Raw genomic sequence first — 20,461 nt, forward strand, 5'->3', positions numbered from 1 at the left:
GACCACGGACTCGGTGTCCCCGTCGGGCAGCCGGACCCGGGTCACCTCGAACCCCTGGGTCCACCGCGCCTCCATGCCGCGGTCGAAGGCGTCCGCCGGGGGCACCACCTCGTGGGTCCCGATCACCTGGCGCCGCTCGGCCACCGGCGCGGTCAGCTGGTGCGGCACGCGCTGGTCCGGCTGGCCCCAGAAGTCGGTGATCCGGCCGTCCTGCACCCGGACGGTGAGCTGCACCCCGGCGAACTCGCCGTGGTGCAGCACCGGCCGGTCCATGCCGCCCGGCGGCACCGGGCCGGCGTCGACGGTCCGCCCCACGGCCCGGATCCGGTGCGCGGCGTAGCGGGCCTCCTCGGGGGTCCACTCGCCCGGCAGGTTGCGGCCCGCCGTCGGGCGCTCCCACGCCGCGTCGGTGAAGTGCTGCCGCGGCACGTCCACCAGCGCCGCGCCCGACACCGTCCACGGCGCCTCCGGCGGCTGCTCGGCCGCCCGCTCCAGGACCATGGCCAGGTCGTAGGTGCCCGCCGCCTCGTTCAGCCGGGGCAGGGCGCCCCGGACGGTGAGGTCCGCACCGGGGCCGATCCGGACCTCGGTGGCGTCCTGGTCGGTGGTGAACTCCAGCCGGAGGTCGAGCCTGGTGTCGCTGAAGTCCTGATGCCCGGCCAGATAGCCGGCGACGTCGTCCTCCAGGGCCGTCCGGGCCGTCCAGAGGTCGGCCGGGCCGGTCCGCTCGTCGCCCACCAGGCGGACCCGGGCGGTGATCCGCAGGACCTCCGCGCCGTCGGCCGTCCGGTCCCGGCGCATCCGGACGTGTCCGAGCTCGGGCACCCGGACGTCGACGCCCTCGGTGTGCTGGGCGTCCGTCTGCCACGGGGACGGACGGTGGGCCAGCAGGCTGCCGTCCGGGTGCGTCACGGCCTCGATCCGGACGCCGCCCGACTCGCCGACCACCAGGAGGGTGCCGTCGGGCTGCGGGTACCGCTGCCCCGAGGTACGCACCGCCGTGTCCAGGTGGGCCGCCAGGTCGGCGCCGCTCCAGGAGGTCGGGTAGTACACCGTGCCGGTGTCCCTGAGGTCGCGGTGCCAGCGCGAGGGGAAGGCCTCGATCGGTGCGCCCGGCTCGACGCCCGGCGACCGCTGCCCGGAGAAGACCCGCACCGCGTCGTTGGACAGCACCGACTGCCGCAGGTCGCCCGACACCCGGGGCGGGCGGAGCGGATCGGTGGTGCCGCCGCCCGGGCCGGCGGCCTGCCAGGCGGAGAGCGGGTACTGCGCGGGGCCCGTGTCGTGCGTCGGGCCCGTCGTGGTGTCGTGCTCCGCGGCGCCGTCCGTCGCCGGCCGCAGGACCGTCGGCAGGTCGTCCCCGCCGGGACGCCCCGGTGCCGACAGCAGGAGCGGCCCGGTGCCGTCGAGCAGCGTGTCGCGGAGGGGCGGGAGGTCGCCCGGGTGCGGCGGCAGCGGCCGCTGCGGGGCGTACGGCGGCGGCGGCGCGTCGGCCTGCTCGTGGTGCGGCCGGAAGCCGGTGATCGCCCCGTCCCGCTGGGTGCCGGTGATGGTCACACCGGCGTACTCGCCCGTCCACACCGGCGAGGAGTCGTCGGTGCCGCGGCGCCGGGCGTCCAGGTGCGCCTGCTCGGCGGCGTACACGATCTCGTCGACGGTCCAGTGCCTCGGGAAGAACGTCCGGGGCTGCGCGCCGGAGCCCTCCGGGGCCGGCAGCCGGACGGTGTCGTTGGCGTTCGTGCGGAGCTGTCCGGCGTGCGCGGCGTCCACGGAGGGGCGCAGCAGCGAGCCGCCGGTGCCGGTACCGCCGTCCTCGCCGAACAGCGCGGTGTCGCGGACCCGGCCCGTGATCCGCGGCGCCGGGGCGGGGGTGAGGTCGGCGGAGGCGTGCTCGGGGGCGAAGGCCTCGTCGACGGTGTCGCCGACGGTGCGCAGCCGGCGCGGCCAGTCGACGGCGGTGCCGTCGGCGCCCGGGGCGCGGTGGAGTCCGCGCGGGCCCTCGACCAGGCCGAGGACGCGCCCCAGCTCGTGCCCGATCACCTCCCGGCCCGCCCGCAGGCCCCAGTTGGCCTCGTCCTGGCGGACGGTGCCCCGGTGCACCCGCACCGTGTGGTCGGCCTTGGCGGCCGAGTCGGCGAACTCGACCCGCACCTGGAGCCGGCTGCCGTCGGGCAGCCGGTGCCCGCCGTTGTAGGCGGCGTTCACGGCCAGGCCGACGCGCTCGCGCAGCACGGTGACCCAGCCGGCCTGGCCCGGCGGCACGTCGGTGTGGTCGAGGTGCAGCCGCAGGACGAGTTCGGTGACCGGGTCGCCGTTCAGCGAGCGGCCGCGCCGCACCTCGTACGGACGCAGCGGCGGCGGCTCGGGCGCGCCCTCGATCCGGAGGTAGGCGAGCGGCTCGACCCGTCGGGTGTCCGCGTTCGGGCGGAGCTCGGTGAGGGAGTCGAGGGAGTCGAGCGAGTCGAGGGAGTCGAGGCGCGGCACGGGGACCGTCGGCGCGAGCGGCGGGTCGGTCTCGTCCCGGCCGGGCGTACGGGGCTGGTCGCTCTCGTCCCGGCCGAGGGTGCGGGGCGGCGCGGGGAGGTCGAAGGCCCCGGTCCGGGGCGGCGGCGCCGGTGCCTCGGACCGGTCGGAGTCGCGGGTGACGGTGGAGTCCTGGCCCAGCAGCGTCGGGGCGGCGCTCGTGGTCTGCCGCGGGGCGACGGGAGGCTTCGGGTCCTGCTCGGGGACGTGGTTCGGGGTGTGGTTCGGGGCAGCGTGGTCGCCGCCGGACGTGGTGCTGGTGCTCGAACGGCCCGCGCCACCAACGGCGTTGGCGGTCGCGGCCGCGCCGGGGGCGACGGTCTCGCTCCCGGCTCCGGTCCGGTTCCGGGGGGCCGTCAGCCCGTCGCCCGAGGACTCGGTCGACACCGGGGGCACCGGCCGCTGCCGGCCCGGGGTGCTCTTCCTCGGCGGCTCCTGGCCGGGCGCCTCCCCGGGCTTGCGCTCGGGCGCCTTGGGCTCGGTCGCCTTCTGTTCCCCCGTCTTCTGCTCCCCGGCCTTCTGCTCCGGAGTGCGCTGCTCGGAGGCCCGCTGCTCGACGTCCGGCGTCCGCGGCTTCGGCGCGACGGCCGGGGCGTCCTCCGACTGGACCTTGACCGGTGTCGCGGGGGCGTGCTCCTCGCCGGACTTCTCCGCACCCGCCCTGGGCGGGGCCGAGGACTCGTCGTGGCCCACCAGGGTGTCGGTGCTGCCGCCGACGGTCCGGGTCAGCGTCTCCAGCAGCGACGGCGCGTGGTCGCCCCGCTCCTCCGCCAGGAAGTCGACGTAGGGCAGCAGTTGCTGCATCCACTCGGCCACCTCGTGGTCGGCCGGCGGGGTCTTGATGTCCATGCCCGAGGCGTGCGACATACCCTTCGCGACGTCGTCCAGCGAGTTGATCCGGAAGCTCTTGGCGAACTCGAAGGCCTCCGGGTGGCCCATCCTGGGCACCGGGAAGGGCACGATCTTGCCGGACGCCATACTGGCGAGCGCGGCGAAGCTGATCGGGTGCCAGAGCGGGAAGTTCTTGCTCGCCCCGTGCTCGACCGCCTTGAACTGGGTCTGCTGGACCCAGTCGGCGTAGCGGTGCATCAGCGGCGCCGAGCCGAGGTGCATGACATGGCCCATCATCGCGGTCATCATGCCGCCGACGAAGCTGCCCGCGGTCACGGTGAACTCGTGGTTCTCGCCGAAGATGAGGTTGTAGAAGCCCTCGCTGAGCACGTTCTGGGTGCCGGACTGGACGTAGTTGCCGAGCGCCAGGCCGAGCTGGAACATCTTGTTGCCCTGGGTCAGACCGTCGGCCAGGTCCGGCAAGTGCTTGCCCAGCGCGCTGACCTGATGCGCCGTCAGTCCCTTTCCGGCGTCCTGCTTGAGGACGGTGTCCAGCGCGTCCTTGAGGCCCTCGCTGGCCGCGCCCCGGGCCGCGACCGACTGCTGGGCCTTGCCCACCCACTTCTCGGCGAACTTCTCGCCCAGCTCGCGGCCGAGGGCCGCGGCCTCCTTCTTCCCGACCTGCTCGCCGAGGTGCTTGACGAAGGTCTTCTCCATCTCCTTGACGAAGGTCGAGGAGAGCGAGCCCTTGGTGGTCTTCCCGAAGCCCGCCTGGAGCTGCTCGGCGGACGCCTCGATCAGGCTGCCGAGGTCCCGGGCGAACGCCCTGGCCTCCGCCTTCTTCAGGGCCTGCTCGGCGAGCCCCTTGGAGGTCTCCTTGCCGATCACGCCGAGCGAGCCCTTCTCGCCGGCCTTCGCGGCGGCCTCGGCGGCGGTCTTCAGCGTGCCCTTGAGGCTCTTGAGCTCGCCGTCGACCAGGTAGTCGCTGAGCTTGTCGGCGAGCAGCCGGCCGCCGCTCTTGCCGAGCAGCCGGCCCAGCAGCTTGCCCAGGCCCAGGCCGAGCAGGTCGAGCGGGCCGCCGAGGACGCCACCGATGACACCGAAGAGCACCGCCTGCTTCTGGAGCTCCTTGTCGATCTCCTTGCGGTTGCCCTGGCCGATCTGGAGGTTCTGGATGATGCCGTCCATCAGCAGACCGCCGACGATGCCCGAGAAGGTGTGCATCGCGATCGTCTTGAGCAGGTACTTCATCAGGGCCGTGAGCGCGGCCTTGGTGAGCAGCTTCTTGAGCACCAGTCCGGACAGGCTGGTGCCGAAGCTGAACGGCGCCCAGAAGATCGCCAGCGCGATCTCGACCATCAGCTGCACCAGCTGGGCGATGGCCATCCACTTGGTGTACTCGACCGTGTTGGCCACGTCGCCGGCGCAGTTCGCCAACGCCTTGGCGGTCTTGGCCGCCGCCGAGACGTAGTCCTCGCCGGCCTTCCCGCCGGTCTTGGACCGGCCGATGAACGAGTTCATCTGGTACTCGAAGGTGATGGCGGCCTGGCCCTTGAACTGTCGGCCGCAGGAGTCCGCCACCTTCGCGATCAGCGCCCGCAGCTCCGGCAGTTCCGTGGCCAACTGCTCGTAGGCGTCCCGGACCTCGCGCAGGTCCCCCTCACGGATCTCCGGCCAGGGCATGCCGGTGATGATCGTGAAGAACCGCGCGGTCGACGCGTTGACCTCGATCGAGGAGTGGGCCACGGGGACTGCCTGCCGTTTCCGGTTGTGCGGGGTGTCGGGCCGTCGGCGACGGGTGGGTCAGAAGCCGTTGGCGAGGTCGTTGGCGTGGTCGCCGGCCCGGTCGAGGGTGGCGGCGAGCAGTTCGCCGTTCTCGCCGACCGAGCCCACCGTGGAGCCGATCCTCAGGAGCAGCTCGTAGAGGTTCTTGGTGCCGTCGTCGACCTGGGCGTGGTACTGCTTGCCGATCTCGTCGTTCCCGCCCACCTGCAGGTTGATCGCGTTGATGTGCTCGGCCTCGGTGGTGAGCTTGGCGACGTAGTCCTTGAGCTCGAAGAACTCGGCGAAGCTCTTCTTGAGCATCGCCGTCTTGGAGGTGGTGTTCGGGCTAACCACGGAACTCCTCCTGCCGGCCGGCCTTCTTCTTCTTCTCGTCGGCGTCGAAGCCCGGACGCATCGCCCAGAGCGGTTCGAGGATCTCGTCCAGCTCGCTGCCGCCGGACATCGAGAGCCGCAGCGTCTCGCCGATCCCGTCGAAGCGGGAGATCCGCTCGGCGACCTGCTTGCCGACGTCGGCCCGGGCCTCGTTGAGCACATCGGTGAGGATCTTGGCGAGCTCGGCGGGGGCCATGTCGCGGTAGTCGTTGGTGTGGAAGGTGAGCGAGACGACCTGGCCCTGCGAACCGACCTTGGCGGTGACCATCCGGTCCTTGGAGGTGACCGAGCCGGTGAGCTCGTTCATCTCCTGCTGCATCTCCTCGGCCCTGGCCAGCTCGGTCTGCATCTCGGCCATCGCCTGGGCGATCTGCTCCGCGAACGGGTTGCTCATGTGCTCTTTCCTCGTTTTCCTCGTGGTCGGGTGCGGGCGGCGTCCCGGACGCCGAGGACGTCCTGAACGTCCTCGGCGTCCGGGACGTCCTCAGCGTCCGATGACGCCGCTCACGGCACCGGAGTCGGTGCCCCAGACCTCTTCGTCCTCCGCCAGCCAGGTGGTGCGGCGGCGGTCCTTCTCGTTGCCGGGCCCGCCCGCGCCGCCGCCCATGCCGCCGCCGGGCGGCATCATCGGCATCCCGCCGGAGGAGGTCGCGGTCCGCTGGCCGGTCAGGGCGGCCTGCTCCTGGGCCGCGGCGCGGGCGGCCCGCTCGGCCGCGACGCGCTCGGCGTTGGCCTGGTCGACCGCGGCCTTGGTGACGGACGGGTCGCCGCCGGCGGCCAGCGCCCGGTTGCTGACGCCGCCGCCCATGCCCGCGATCATCGGGCCGCCGCCGAGGCCGAGCGAGCTCCCGCCGCCCGAGCCGCCGGCGCCGAGGCCCATCGTGTTGTAGGAGAAGCCGCCGGCGCCGAAGCTGTTGGGCGACAGCAGGTTGGGGCCGCTGTCGTCGCCCGCCGCGGAGTAGCGGTCGGCGAGCAGCTGCCGGTTCTGCGAGACGGTGTTGCCCTGGCCGTCGCGCAGGACGCCGTCCGGACCGATGGTGTAGCCCGGGCCGGCCACCATCGGGTTGCCGGCCGAGTCCAGGACGGGGTTGCCGCTCTCGTCGACGATCCGCCCGTCCTTGGTGATGACGGAGGTCGGGGGGACCACCACGGGCCGGTTCGAGCTGGAGCCTCCGGGGAGGAGGTAGTCGGGCAGCGGGCCGGAGTTGAGGTCGGGGAACGGATTGCCGATGAGGTTGGGGCCGCTGCCGGAGTTGCTTCCGGAGTTGCCCGAGCCGCCGTTGCCGAGGTTGAGGTTCGGCAGATTGCCGCTGCCTCCGCCGAGGTTCAGGTTCGGGTTGTTGCTGCCGCTGTTGCCCCCGATGTCACCGAGGTTGAGGTTCGGCTTGTTGCTTCCGCCACCGCCGAGGTCCCCGGTGCCACCTCCGCCACCGCCGGCGCCCTTGATGTCCTTGATGTCGGGACCGCCGCCGAGGTCCTTGGTGTCCGGCCCCCCGCCGAGGTTCTTGGTGTCCGGCCCGCCGCCGATGTCCTTGATGTCGGGAGGGCCGTCCTTCGTCGGGTCCTTGTCCTTGGTCGGGTCGTCCGGCGACGGGGTCTTCGCATCGGGCATGATCAGCGGGAACGGCTTCAGGGGCGTGGCGGCGTTGGTGGCGTTGCCGTAGGCCGTGCCGATGGCGGTCAGCGCGTCGTCGGCCGCCTTGTCGAGGATCTTGACGACGTTGGCGACCCAGATCTCCCGGGCCCGCTTGTCGACCTTCTTCCAGAAGTCGACCGTGCCGGGGTCGCCGAACGGCGCCCCGGTGAGGGTGAACTTCAGCTTGCTGAGCTGGTCAGCCCTGCCGTAGGCGTCACCCGTACCGTCACCCACATCCTGGCGGCTGTGCCAGGTCGGCGTCCGCTCGCTGGAGTCGATCTTCAGCGTCGCGCCCTTGACCCCCTCCATCAGTGCGGCGGTGACCGTGTTCGTCGGCCAGGCCAGGGGCGTGTTCCACCACTCCTGGAAACCCTTCCACAGCGCCGCGAGCTGTGTGTCGAGGATGCCCTTGACCGGCGTCAGGAAGGAACCGACGTCGGCCAGCCGGATCATCCGGTTGTCCGCGTCGATCTCGTTGCGGAACGCCAGCAGCAGGGCCCGCAGGGCGTTCGCCGAGCTGCCCTGCCAGTCGCCGTCCTCCTCCCCGATCCCCTTCACCCAGTCCGTCCCGATCTTGGTGATCCAGCCGTCGAGGAAGTAGGTGAAGTCCCGGAGGTTGTTCGCCGCCTTGGTGAAGCCGGCCGGGTCGAGCCGGTCGTTCGCCTTCGTCGTGCCGTCGATGAAACGCTCCAGCGGCGCCCTGCTGGCCGTCCAGGCCGCGAACTTGGCGCCCGCGCCGTCGAGGTTCGCGTAGTTCACATTGGTGCCGATGACATAACTGGCGTGCCACTCCTTGGTGGCGGCGCCCACGGTGTAGGTGAAGTACCAGGCCACCCAGCTGTCGAGGGGGATGTCCTTGTAGCCCGCCTCCTCGATGCCCTGCCAACCGTTGTGGACCTCCACCTTGCGGACGTCGGTGTTGACCCACGGCTTCTCGTCGTCGCGCACCGACTCACGGGTGGCCGGCTTCGCGTCGGCCGTCGACCCGAGGAAGGTCAGCGCGTCCTCCCAGATGTGCCCCATGGCATCCCCTCTCGCGGCCGAGCCCGACCGGACGTGTCGCGGGGCCGGCCCGTGCCCGGGCCGGCTCCGCCGTGGTGGCGGGGGATCCCCCGCCGGATCTACTTACCGGGGTTCAGGGTCCGCCCGGCCAGCTTCATGAACTGCGCGTAGTCCAGGGACTCGTCCAGCGCGTTGTTGAGCCAGCGGTCGGCGAGCTGGAGGTCGATGACCAGGGTCCCGAACTGGTCGACGACGGCCTGCAGCAGCTTGGCGACCGAGTCGTCGTACGCCTTCAGCGTGGTGGCCAGCGTGCCCGGCGCGGTGAAGTTCCCCGAGTTGTTGCCGGTCAGGAACGGCGTGCTGCCGTCGGCGTAGGCCCTGAGCTCCCGCACCGGCTGCGACACCTTGACGTCGTCGAGGAACTTCTTGATGGCCGTCTCGGAGAAGTTCTTCAGGAAGTTGTCGGTGACCTTGACGGTTCCGCCGTCGCCCTTGTCCTCCTCGTCCGCCATGCCGGTCAGCCCTGGACGTGGTCGAAGTGCGTGCTGGCCCGCATGTCCGCGTCCCTGATGGCGGTGCGGATCTCGGTGAGCGCGTTGTGGGCGTTGACGATCTTGCCGCGCATCGCCGTGTCCGCGTTCTCCAGCGTGGTCGCCAGGGTGCCGGCGGCCACCGAGAAGTCACCGATCAGCTCAACGTTGATCTTGCTGTTGAGGTAGGTCTTGAGCTCCTCCATCTGGCTGTGCATGGTCGCGGAATGCGCCTCCAGATCGCTGATCGCGGTGTCGACACCGGCGTAGTGGAGTGACATGTGGCCGTCGGTCATGATGGTTCCCTTCGGGTCGAGCGGTCGGTGCGGAGGTCAGTCGGTCACTTCGGCGGGTTCAGGACGCCCTCGATGTAGCCGGCACGGCCGGGGTCGCCGCCCAGGCTGTTGTTCGCGAGCGTCTGGGTGTGGTCGCCGGTCGCGGCGAAGATCTGGCTGGTGTCGCCGAACTTGCCGTGGAAGGCGTCGTAGTCCCGGCTGACCGCCGCGTACTGCGTCAGCCAGTCGTTGATGTTGTTCTGGAAGGTCGTGCTGGCCGCGCCCTCGAAGCTGTCCCGGATGGCCGAGTTGATGTCCTCGATGTACATCGCGGTCTGCCTCATCGCCGCGTACTTCGCCTCGACCTGGGTCCTGATGTCGTTCAGGACCTGCTGACTGACCGTCGTCTGCTGCGCCACGTACGTACCTCCTCCGGTGCCGCCGACCGCTCCCGGCCGGCGGGATTCGCCGCGGGCCGGTCGGACCGGCCCGTCAGGGTGAACGGGAGCACCCGGCCCGGCGGTTCAACACCGGCGGCCGACGCCGCGGCTCAGCGCGTGCAGCGCCCCTCGCCGCCCACCGCGGGCTGGACGATGCCGCCCGCGAGCGGCCCCGGGTCGAGGCTGGGGCCGGTGGGCAGCAGGGACAGCACCCGCCCCGGCACCGCCGTCGGCGCGGCCTTCGCGTAACCGAGCCGCTCGGCCACCGCCGGCGAGGCCAGCGGGTACTTCACGCCGGTGTCCGTGACCAGGTACAGGGTGCCGCCGAAGCCCGCCCCCGACACCGCCCGGACCAGCGCGCCGCCGCCGGGGCGCACCGCGATCCGGTCCGCCGGGGTGCAGCTGGGCAGCACCCCGGGCTGGAGCACCGGCGGCAGGCCGAGCACCGGCGAGGCGTCCAGCACGGCCACGTCCAGGTCCCCGCCGTCGGCGGCCGGCCGAAGCGCCGCGCACAGGGCCTGCTCGGCCCGGGGCGGCAGCAGCGCCGGGGGGCGGCCCGGCAGGCCCTCGGGGGCGAAGGCCGCCGCGGCGGAGGCGGGCGCGGTGTGCGCGACGAGGTCGGCGGCCCCGGCCGGGGCGGGCGCCACCTGGCCGTTGCCGTACGCCTCCTGCTGGGTCCGGGGTTCGCCCTGCAGCAGGGCGAACTGGGTGGCGGTGACGGCCACCAGGCCCTGTTCGGCCAGCACGTAGCGCTCCTCGCCGGTACCGGTGAACAGCTGCCCGACCTTGGTGGGGCGGCCGGAGAGCGCCGGGCCGTCCTTGCCCCGGCCGGGCACCTCCGGGGCCCGCAGCTCCGGACCGGCCGGGAACGCGGCCAGGAAGGAGGCGGTGACCGGGACGGGCACGGCGGCGGACCAGCCGAGCGCCCGGGCGGCGCCGCCCGCCGCGTCCACCGCGAACCGGCGGCCGTGCCAGAGCAGGTGCGCGGCGCCGTCCGGACCGGCGACGAGGACGCCCTGCTCACCGGCCGGGCGGCCGGTCTGCCGGGTGCCGATCGCGACCGAGAGCTGCGGGGCGGCCTTGGCGGCCGCCGTCCCGGCGGTCGCGGTGCGCATCGTGCAGAGCAGCCAGTCGGCGCCGGCCGCGGCGGCCGGCGCCGGCAGGCCGTCCGGCGCGCCGACGATGCCGACCGGGGTGCCGCGCGGGGCGCCGTCCAGCGAACGGGCCGACACCTGGTCGACCTTCAGCTGGTCACCGGCGAGCAGCCGCGCGCTGGCCTCGTTGAGCACCGGGTGGAGCAGGCCGCCCGCGAAGACGTAGCGGGCGCCGGACTCCTTGACCACCACCAGGGTGCCGGGCTGCTTCCAGCCGGTCGCGCCACCGGGTTTGACCAGGCCGTAGACGCCGGCCCCGGCCCCGATCAGCAGCGCGACGGCCAGCCCGATCGCGGCGCCCCGGTTGGTCCGGCCCACGGGGGTGTCGGGGGCGTCCGGCTCGGCACGCAGGACGCCGGCGGCGACCCGGCTCATCACGAACAGGTGGGCCTGCACCTGGTCCCGTCGGGACTGCATGCGGTGGTCCTCCTCGGTGCGGCGGGCGCGGGGTGTGGCGGGCGGTGGCGTACGGGCGGGTGGTCGGCGTCGGCGGGCGGTGCCGGGCGGGTGCGGCCTCGGCGGGTCAGCCCGCCAGGCCGCGCATCGCCCCGTAGAAGCCGAACACCTGGAGCGCGAGCGGCAGCAGCGCGAGCGCCGCGAGCGAGTGCAGCAGGTCCCCGGCCCGGCCCCAGTAGGGCAGCAGCCGGCGGCCCGGCACCGTCCACGCCGTCGCGCACAGGCCGGTCGCGACGAGCAGCAGCACGACGAACACGACCAGCCGCGCGCCCGGCGCCGCGTCCCAGCCCGTGCGGGCGGCCAGCAGCCCGAGGCCCAGCGCGCCCGGCAGCAGCAGGGCGAGCCGCTGGCGCAGCCCGCCGATGTCGCGGGCGTGCAGCAGGAGCAGCACCGCCAGGTCGGCCGCCATCGCGGTCGGGCCCCAGCCGCCGTCCCGGGCCAGCGCCAGCACCGAGACGGTGACCGCGCAGACGGTGCCGACCGCGACGAAGAACCCGGCCAGGTAGCTGTCCGCGACCAGGCTGCGGGCGAGCACGTCCTCGGCCGGGAACGGCTCGATCTCCTCCTGGAGTTCGTCGGCGTTGCGGGGCAGCGCGGGCAGCCGCAGCCCGCCCAGCTTGAACGCCAGACCGGGGACGAACGCGCCGAACAGCACGGCGACGGCGGCGAGCGCCGAGGCGATGTGGGTGGTGGGCGCGCCGGACACGGCGAGCGCCCCGGCGGCGAGCACCAGCGAGGCCGCCACCAGCAGTCCGGCGAAGAACGGCCCGGACCGGACCAGCGCCAGCGCCAGCACGGTGGCGCCGACCGCCGCCGAACCGCCCGCCAGCAGCCGGGCCGGGCCGGTGACACCGGGCACCAGGGCAGCGGCCGCCGCGGCGTGGGCGATCCCGGCGGCGGCCAGCGCCGTACCGGCCGCGGAGTCCCCGATCAGCCGGGTCGCCGCCGCGCCCCCGGCCAGCAGCAGCAGCGCCACCACCGCGGCGGCGGCGCAGCGGGGCGCCTCCGGTCCGGGCAGGGCCAGCAGCAGCAGCCCGCCGGCCAGGGCGACCAGGGCGAGCACGAGCGCGAGCCGGCGGGTGACGGCGGGCCGCCAGGAGTCGCCGCGGGCGGCGGTGCCGGTGCGGACGCCGTCCACCAGGTCGTCGAAGTGCACCTCGGGCAGCGCGTCCTGGCCCGGGCGCAGGAAGAGCTCCTCGCCGTCGGCGAGTCCGAGCTCCTCCAGGGTCCGCTCCTCGTCGAGGGGCGCGCCGCCGAGGCGCTGGAGGACCCAGCCGGAGTGCTCGGTGCCGCTCTCCGTGACGTCGGTACCGGCGTAGCCGAGCACCGCCGGCAGCAGGTCGGCGAGGACGACGTCGCCGGGGAGGGCGAGTTCGAAGGCGGTCCCGGGGGCGCGGAACCTCAGCCGGACCAGCCCCGTCGCCACCGTGCTGCTGCTCACCTGTCGCGTCCTCCCGTGGAATCTGCCTGCCCGCTCTCCCGTCACAGGTACGGACGGCGGTGGCCGGACGGTTCACCGGGCAGGTCACGGGGCCGGCCCGATGGACCCCCGGCCGGGTGGGCGCGGTGAACCGGCGGGGCCCCGCGGGCCGTAGGCCCGAGTGCGGCGTGGTCCGCGGGCGGCACGGCCCGGGCCGCCGGACCCCCCGTCACCGGCGGCGCCCCGGGCGCCGCGAGAGGAGAGCCCCGTTGAGCGTGGTCCTGGTCGATCGTCCGCCCCGGCGCCCCGGACCGGCGATGCCGGACGGCGAGCTCCAGTTGCAGGAGCCGCCGGTCCTTCCGGAGCAGCAGAGCGGCATGTCCAACATGATCGCCATGGCGCCGATGGCGCTCAGCTCGCTCTCGATGGTGATGATCTTCCTCAACCCGCAGTCCGGCGGCGGGCCGCTCACCTACGTGGCGATGGGCATGATGGGCCTGTCCGCCGTCGGCATGCTGGTGACCCAGCTGATCCGCGGCGCCAGCGACCGCAAGCGCCAGCTGCGCGGCGAGCGCCGCGACTACCTGCGCTACCTCTCCCAGGTGCGCCGCCAGGTCCGCCGCCACATCGTCAACCAGCGCCTCGCCCTGGCCTGGCGCCACCCCGACCCGGCCGCGCTCGCCTCCCTGGTGCGCACCTCGCGGCTGTGGGAGCGGCGCGCCGCCCACCCCGACTTCGGCGACGTGCGGATCGCCACCGGCTCCCAGCGGCTGGCGGTCAAGCTCGCCCCGCTGGCCACCCAGCCGGTGGAGGACCTCGAACCGCTCTGCGCGCACGCGCTGCGCCGCTTCATCCACGCCTACGGCTCGATCGCCGACCAGCCGATCGCCGTCCACGTGCGCGGCTACGCCCATGTCCTGCTGCGCTGCGAGCACCCGGCGCCGGAACCGGACACCGACCCGGCGGACGGCGAGGAGCCCGTCCTCCCCGCGCCGGCCTCCCCCGAGCCCGGCGAGGCCGCCGACCCCGGCCCGGCCCGCGCGCTGGCCCGGGCGATGATCGCCCAGCTCGCGTTCTTCCACGCCCCGGACGAACTGCGGGTCGCCGCCGCCGTCTCCCCCGCGCTGCGCGCGGAGTGGGCCTGGCTGAAGTGGCTGCCGCACTCCCTGCACCCCACCGAGACGGACGGTGCCGGGCCGGTGCGCCTGGTCGCCGACTCGCTGCTGGAGCTGGAGCAGCTGCTGGGCCCGGAGTTCGCCGACCGGCCGCCGTTCGAGCCGGAGACCCAGCCCGGCCGGGACGAGCCGTTCACCCTGATCGTCCTGGACGGGGTGAAGCTGCCCAGCGGCAGCCGCGCCCTGCTGGCCGGCTACCGCAACGCCGTGCTGCTGGACGTCTCCGGGGCGGTGGAGTGGAAGCACGCGCCGTTCCGGATGCGGCTGCGGATCACCGGGGACCGGCTGGACCTCGTCACCGCCGACCGCAACCGGCGCGACGAGGTCACCGCGCTCGGCCGCCCGGACGCCCTGGGCGCCGCGGCCGCCCGCCGCTACGCCACCACGATCGCCCCGTACCGGCTGGGCGACGCGATGGACGTCTCCGAGCCGCTCAGCACCGACTTCGACCTCACCTCGCTGCTCGGCATCAACGACCTGTACCAGCACGACATCGCCCGCAGCTGGGCGGAGCGCACGCGCGGCAAGCGGCTGCGGGTGCCGATCGGCGTCGGCGCGGACGGCAAGCCGGTGGAGCTCGACATCAAGGAGTCCGCGCAGGGCGGGATGGGCCCGCACGGCATGCTGATCGGCGCCACCGGCTCCGGCAAGTCCGAGCTGCTGCGCACCCTGGTGCTGGCCCTCGCGCTCACCCACTCCTCCGAGACGCTGAACTTCGTCCTCGTCGACTTCAAGGGCGGCGCCACATTCCTCGGCCTGGACCAGCTGCCGCACACCTCCGCGGTGATCACCAACCTCGCCGACGAGGCCGCCCTGGTCGACCGGATGCGCGACGCCCTGCACGGCGAGATGAACCGCCGCCAGGAGCTGCTGCGCGCCGCCGGCAACTACAGCTCGCTGCTCGACTACGAGACCGCGCGGGCCGCCGGCACCCAGCTCGACCCGCTGCCGACGCTCTTCGTCGTGGTCGACGAGTTCAGCGAACTGCTCTCCGCGCACCGCGACTTCATGGACCTGTTCATCATGATCGGCCGGCTCGGCCGCTCCCTCGGCGTCCATCTGCTGCTCGCCTCGCAGCGGCTCGACGAGGGCCGGATGCACGCGCTGGAGTCCCACCTGTCCTACCGGGTCGGCCTGCGCACCTTCTCCGCCATGGAGAGCCGCGGCGTGCTCGGCGTGCCCGACGCCTACCAGCTGCCCTCCCAGCCCGGCAACGGCATCCTGCGCAGCGACATCGCCACCCTCACCCGGTTCAAGGCGGCGTACGTCTCCGGGCCCTACCGGCGTCGGCGCGGCGCCGTCCAGCAGGCCGCCGTGGCCGGCCAGATCGTGGCCTACGGCACCGAGTACGTCGCCCCGCGCGACCCCGACCCGGAGGTGCTGGCCGCCGAGGAGGCCCGGGAGGCCGCCGAGGAGGACGCCCCGAACCTGCTCGACCTGGCGGCCGCGCGGATGCTCGACGCCGGCCCGCCCGCCCACCAGGTCTGGCTGCCGCCGCTGGACACCCCGCCCACCCTGGACGAGCTGCTGCCGCCGCTCACCCCCAGCACCCGGCACGGACTGGCCCCCGACGGCCGCCCCGCCGTGGGCACCCTGACCGTGCCGGTGGGCGTGGTGGACCGCCCGTTCCAGCAGATGCGCGAGCTGCTCACCGCCGACCTGTCGGCCGCCGGCGGGCACGTCGGCGTCGCCGGCGGCCCGCAGAGCGGCAAGAGCACCCTGCTGCGCACCCTGATCGCCGGACTGGCGCTCACCCACACCCCGCAGGAGGTCCAGTTCTACTGCCTGGACTTCGGCGGCGGCACGCTCTCCTCGCTCCGCGGCCTGCCGCACGTCGGCGGCGTCACCGGACGCCACGACCCGGAGCGGGTCGGCCGCACCGTCGCCGAGGTCAACGCCGTCATCGCGCGCCGCGAACTGCGCTTCGCCCAGCTGGGCATCGACTCCATGGCGACCTACCGCCGCCGCCGGGCCGCCGGCGACCCGGAGCTCGCCGACGACCGGCACGGCGACGTGTTCCTGATCGTCGACGGCTGGGGCACCCTGCGCCAGGAGTTCGCGGACCTGGTGCCCGCCCTGGCCCCGATCGCCGCCCGCGGCCTCAACTACGGCGTGCACCTCGTCGTCGCGGCCTCCCGCTGGGGCGAGATCACCACCGGCGTGCGGGACCAGTTCGGCACCCGGTTCGAGCTGCGGCTCGGCGACCCCATCGACTCCATGATCAACATGCGGGCCGCCGAGACCGTCCCGCACAGCCCCGGCCGGGGCCTCACCAAGGAGCGGCTGCACTTCCTCGGCGCCCTCCCCCGGATCGACGGCCGGGGCAGCTCCGACGACCTCTCCGACGGCATCGCGGACCTCGTCGACGCCCTCAACGAGCACTGGAGCGGCCCCCGCGCGCCCGAGGTGCGGATGCTGCCGCTGCTGCTGGACGCCTCCTCGCTGCCCGCGCCCGAGGGCCGGCTGCGGATCGCCCTCGGCCTGGAGGACACCGCGATCTCGCCGCTCTGGCACGACTTCGAGGAGGCGCCGCACCTGCTGGTGGTCGGCGACAGCGAGAGCGGCAAGACCAACCTGCTGCGCCTGCTGGTGGACGGCATCACCTCCGCCTACACCCCGGCCGAGGCCCGGATCATGCTGGTCGACTTCCGGCGCGGGCTCTACGAGAGCGTCCCGGAGGAGTACCGGCTCGGCTACGCCGTCTCGGTGGACATCCTCAAGCAGGTCGTCACCGGCGCGGCCCGGGCCATGGAGGCCCGGCTGCCCGGCGAGGAGATCAGCCCGGCCCGGATGCGGCTGCGCGACTGGTGGACCGGACCGGAGCTGTTCGTGATCGTCGACGACTACGACCTGATCCCCGGCCAGATGGGCGCCGGCCCGTTCGGCCCGCTCCTCGAACACCTGGCGCAGGGCACCGAACTCGGCCTGCACCTGATCGTCGCCCGCTCCGCGAACGGCATCGGCCGCGCCTACAGCGACCAGCTGCTGCGCCGGCTCCAGGACGTCAACACGCCCGTCACCCTGCTCTCCTGCCCGCCCAGCGAGGGCACGCTGTTCGGCAGCATCAAGCCTCGGGTGCTGCCGCCCGGCCGGGGCCTGCACATCACCCGGCGCCGGACCGTCCAGGTGCAGACCGGTCTGATGCCCGATCCGGAGCCGGAGCCGGACGGGGCCGCGACCTGAGGTCGGCCCTGTAGGCCCTCGGGCCCCCGGTGAACCGGGGGCCCGGCCGGGGCCGTAGTCCTGGACGATGAGCCTCTCCCGCACCGGTGCGCGCTCCGGCGACCCCGCACCCCCGGCCGAGCCCCGCCGCCGCTTCGGACTGCGGCGCGGGGCGCAGCGCGCGCTGCCCGCCGGGGACACCCCCGCCGCGCCCGGCCCCGCCGCGTCCCTCCCGGTGCCCGCGCCCGCCCGCACCGCCGAGCCGGGCCCGTCGGTGCTCCGCGAGGTCGGCCCGCACTTCGTGATCGCCTCCGCCACCGCCCACCCGAGCGAGCTGAAGGCCGCGATCGGCGCCCTGCGGCCCGTCCCCGACGCCGTCGTGGTGATCGCCTCCGCGCCGGACTCGGCCAAGGTCCTGCGCGACCGGATGACCGACCTCGGCGTGATCACCCGCGCCCGGGGCGCCACCCATCTGGTGCTCGCCGCCTCCGGACTGGCCGCCCTCGCGCCCAACGGCCGCCGCCCGGCCGAGGTCGTCGCCGAACGCTCCGGCGTGCCGGTGGTCGCCCCGGACGGCCTGGTGGAGATCACCCCGGCCGGCCACCTCACCGTCAACGACCCCGAGGGCGCGACCGCCCGCTCCTCGTGGTGGCGGTGCGAACCCGGCGAGCAGCCCCGGCGGGTGGCGGGCACGATCGGCGCCGTCTCCCCCGTGGAGTCCCGGCGCACCCGGCCGACCGCCTTCGTCGAACCGCCCGCCGTTCCGGCCCCCGCCGCCGCCCGGGGCCGGGCGAACGCCGTCCGCGTCCTGCGGCTGCCGGCCGGCTTCTGGCTCACCGACCCGACCGACCCCGCCACCACCCCGCTGCCCGACCTGCGGCTGGCAGCCGCCCCGCCCGGCACCGTCGTCATCGTGATCGGCACCCCGACCCGGCCCGTCCTGCTGCCCGAGGACGTCGCCGAGGCCGTGCTCTCGCTGCCGCTCGGCTCCGACCGCCCCCTGATCAGTGCCCCGTGGGCGGCCCCCGACGAACTCTCCGCGCTCACCGGCGCGCTGACCGCCCGTACCGCCCGGCCGGTGCAGGCCGCGATCGGCCTGCCCGTCCTCGGCCACGGCGGCCCCACCTCGCGGGTGCTGGACCGCGAGGGCCGGATCGGGTGGGAGCCGTTCCTGCTGCGCCTCTCCTCCGCCCCCGGCTGCCCCACCACGCCCGCCGCCTGGCGCAACGGCGGCGCCGACTGGCGGACCGCCGGGCCCGGGGTGTTCCAGGCGTTCCCGTACTGGGCGCTGGAGGCCGTCCCGGCCGGGCTCTGGCTGCGTCCCGAACCGCCGCACGTGCTCACCCCGCGCTTCCGCCGGCCCGAGCCGAGCCGTCCGCTGCTGATCGTCGGGGAGCGGGACCGCCCGGTACCGGCCGACGCGTTCGAGGAGCTGGGCGCCCTCCTGGGCCGGCTGCCGACGGCCGGCGCCGAGGGCTTCGGCCTGCTCGTCCACGGGCTGCTGGAGCCGGACGCCGAGACCGTCGGACGGTTCGTCGCCCGCACCTACGAGCTGGAGTGGCTCGGTTCCGAGCAGCCGGGCGGGCCGCCCGCCGTCGCGCCGGTGTCGTACGGCCTCGGCGGCGCGGACGCGGTCCGGCGGGCCGCGTCGGTGGCCGCGCCCCCGGTCGCGGCCGCCCGGACCGCCGCCGCCGTCGGTGGAGCGGGGCCGCAGGCGCCCGCCGCGCTGGGGCCCGGCACCGCCGCCCCTTCCGCGCACCGGGTACCGGCCGTCCCCGGGCCGGCCGTCCCCGACGGGTCGCGGACCGCCTCGCGCGGCGAACTGCCGACCGGTCACCGGGTACCGCCCGTGCCGGACACCGGTGGTGCGGCCGAGGCCGGTGCCGGTACCGGGGTCGGGGTCGGGGCCGAGGCCGGTGCCGGGGCCCGTGCCGGATTTGGGGCCGGGGCCGGGAGCCGCTTCGAGTCGCAGGCCGAAGGACAGCTCCGGCACCGGATGCCGCCCGTCCCCGAAGCCGGGGCCACGGACGGGTCCACGGACGGGGCCGGTGCCGAACCGCCGCTGCCGCCCCGGACGCCCGCCGTCGGCGACCCCTCCCCCGAGCCCGGGGAGGAGAGCCCGTACGCGTCCCAGGCCGACCCCCGGGCCCGGCACCAGCTGCCCACCGCGCCCGGGAGCGCCTCCGGCCAGGAGCCCGAGGCCGAACCGGTCCCGGTTCCGATGCCCACACCCGTCCGGGCCACCGGCGCGCCCGCCACCGGCAGCCTCGCCGGAGCCGGAGCGCCGCCCCGGCGGGTCCCCCTGGCGAGCGCCGACCCGGCCGCCGCCCCCGCCACCGGCACGGGCGCGGGCACGGGCGCAGCGTCCTCGGCCGGGAGCGCCACCGCCGGGTCCGGGTCCGCCCCGGCCGGCCCCGACCTCGTCGGCCGGCCGGGCGGGCCCGGCGAGCCGGAACGCCCACCGGTCCGGACCCCCGAGGTCCCCCCGCTCGCGTCGCCCGCACCGCCCGCCGGACCGGAGCCCGCAGCGCCCGCACCGGAGCCCGAGCCGCCGTCCGCGCCCGTCGCCCCGGAGGCACCGACGGAGGAGCCGCTGGAGGAGCCTCCGTCCGGGCCACCGCTCTCGACCGTTCCGGAACCGGCCCCGGCCCGGTACTTCGGCCTCGACGACAGCCCGGCCCCGGTCACCGCGAGCAGCGCCGCCGAGCGCGACACCGTGCGGGCCCAGCTCGGCGACCACTACCACCGCTGCACCGGCCGGGTCGAGCTGCTCGCCACCCGGCTCCCCGGTCTGCGGTCCACCTCGCAGGACGACTTCAAGCCCGACCTGGCCGCCGTCCTGCTCCACCACACCGACGCCGGCGTGCCCGCGACCCGGGCCGCCCTGATCGCGGCCGCCCGGTCCGGGGACCCGGAGCTGCAGCCGTTCCTGCGCTGCCTCGGCTCCGGTCTGCGCCGCCTGCCGAGCCACCACGGCGCGGTGCTGCTCGGCGCCGGGGCCGGCCTGGACCCGGAGTCCGTGCTGGCGCACTACCCGACCGGCCGACAGTTCCGGGAACCGGCACCGCTGGCCGGTCTGACCGCGCCGGGGGCCGAACTCCCCGGCTCGTCCGTGGAGTTCCTGGTCTGGTCGGCCACCGGCCGGCGCACCTCCGTCTTCGACCCGACCGACGGCCCGGCCCAGGCGGCGTTCCCGCCGGGCACCGCGTTCACCGTGGTCGGCCAGGTGCCGGCCGACGGCGACCGCCCGGCCTGCGTCCTGCTGCGCGAGTCGGGCGGCGACCCGTCCGAGCGCAACCGCAACTCGCTGACCCGGCTGCGCGCGTGGCTGGAGCGGCGCGCGGCGATGCCCCCGACCGAGCGCCCCCGGGCGGAGTCCCCCGAACGCTTCCACCTCACCCCGGGCGTCCACCTCGACACCCCCGAACCGCCGGAGCCCGCCCCCGGGGCCCCGGAGGACCCCGACGCGCCGGGCACCGACGACCCGGACCCCGCCCCGGCCGCCTGAGCGCCCGTCGCCCGGCCCGGGCCCGGCCGATGAGCGGCCCCGGTCCGGCCGGGCCGCGGGCCACGGCCTCGACGACACCCCGCCGGCGGGGAAACCGGGGTGCCCCGACGGCCGCCGCTCGGGTACCGTGCGGGCCATGTCGAGTCCCGAGTCAGACACGGTGGGGGCTTTCGGTCACGCCGTCAGCCCCCT

Annotated in this window: 11 protein-coding genes (1 of these 11 running past the window's edge); 2 read left to right on the forward strand and 9 right to left on the reverse strand. The window is 75.1% G+C overall.

The features are described from left to right. The 9 genes from ACW14Y_RS07945 to eccD form a co-directional block, all read right to left on the reverse strand. Nucleotides 1–5,100 carry the start of an EndoU domain-containing protein gene (locus tag ACW14Y_RS07945; RefSeq protein ID WP_456986348.1) on the reverse strand. It extends 25,917 nt beyond the left edge of the window, so the window shows 5,100 of its 31,017 coding nt (coding positions 1–5,100); it begins with the start codon at nt 5,098–5,100; the stop codon falls past the left edge of the window. Between the two features lie 57 nt (nt 5,101–5,157). Further along, complete coding sequence (locus ACW14Y_RS07950) at nt 5,158–5,472, reverse strand: hypothetical protein (protein WP_328958068.1); 315 nt, start codon at nt 5,470–5,472, stop codon at nt 5,158–5,160. Next, nucleotides 5,465–5,905 (reverse strand): YbaB/EbfC family nucleoid-associated protein, encoded by a 441-nt coding sequence (locus ACW14Y_RS07955; protein WP_380392454.1) that lies wholly within the window; start codon nt 5,903–5,905, stop codon nt 5,465–5,467. Before ACW14Y_RS07955 ends, ACW14Y_RS07950 begins: the two co-directional genes overlap by 8 nt. A 90-nt stretch (nt 5,906–5,995) precedes the next feature. Further along, nucleotides 5,996–8,170, reverse strand: a complete 2,175-nt coding sequence (locus ACW14Y_RS07960; RefSeq protein WP_456986349.1) for a hypothetical protein — start codon at nt 8,168–8,170, stop codon at nt 5,996–5,998. A gap of 98 nt (nt 8,171–8,268) precedes the next feature. Next, the gene (locus tag ACW14Y_RS07965; RefSeq protein WP_030396986.1) at nt 8,269–8,661 is read right to left on the reverse strand and encodes a hypothetical protein; all 393 of its coding nucleotides are present in this window, start codon (nt 8,659–8,661) and stop codon (nt 8,269–8,271) included. 5 nt (nt 8,662–8,666) lie between these two features. Continuing rightward, nucleotides 8,667–8,975 carry a hypothetical protein gene (locus tag ACW14Y_RS07970; RefSeq protein WP_380311070.1) on the reverse strand — a complete coding sequence of 103 codons (309 nt, stop codon included), beginning with the start codon at nt 8,973–8,975 and terminating at the stop codon, nt 8,667–8,669. A 44-nt stretch (nt 8,976–9,019) separates the two neighbouring features. Beyond that, on the reverse strand, nt 9,020–9,373 hold the full coding sequence (locus tag ACW14Y_RS07975; protein WP_380311072.1) for a hypothetical protein: 354 nt from the start codon (nt 9,371–9,373) through the stop codon (nt 9,020–9,022). A gap of 131 nt (nt 9,374–9,504) precedes the next feature. Next, the gene (gene eccB, locus ACW14Y_RS07980; protein ID WP_380311073.1) at nt 9,505–10,965 is read right to left on the reverse strand and encodes a type VII secretion protein EccB; all 1,461 of its coding nucleotides are present in this window, start codon (nt 10,963–10,965) and stop codon (nt 9,505–9,507) included. A 106-nt stretch (nt 10,966–11,071) separates the two neighbouring features. Then, on the reverse strand, nt 11,072–12,445 hold the full coding sequence (eccD, locus tag ACW14Y_RS07985; RefSeq protein WP_456986350.1) for a type VII secretion integral membrane protein EccD: 1,374 nt from the start codon (nt 12,443–12,445) through the stop codon (nt 11,072–11,074). A gap of 296 nt (nt 12,446–12,741) precedes the next feature. On the opposite strand from eccD, the gene eccCa reads away from it, so the two are divergent. Both eccCa and ACW14Y_RS07995 read left to right on the forward strand, forming a co-directional pair. Next, on the forward strand, nt 12,742–16,782 hold the full coding sequence (eccCa, locus tag ACW14Y_RS07990; protein WP_380311079.1) for a type VII secretion protein EccCa: 4,041 nt from the start codon (nt 12,742–12,744) through the stop codon (nt 16,780–16,782). A 67-nt stretch (nt 16,783–16,849) separates the two neighbouring features. Continuing rightward, nucleotides 16,850–20,269 (forward strand): hypothetical protein, encoded by a 3,420-nt coding sequence (locus ACW14Y_RS07995; RefSeq protein WP_456986351.1) that lies wholly within the window; start codon nt 16,850–16,852, stop codon nt 20,267–20,269. Nucleotides 20,270–20,461 lie beyond the last annotated feature (192 nt).

The sequence above is a fragment of the Kitasatospora sp. cg17-2 genome, assembly GCF_054031055.1.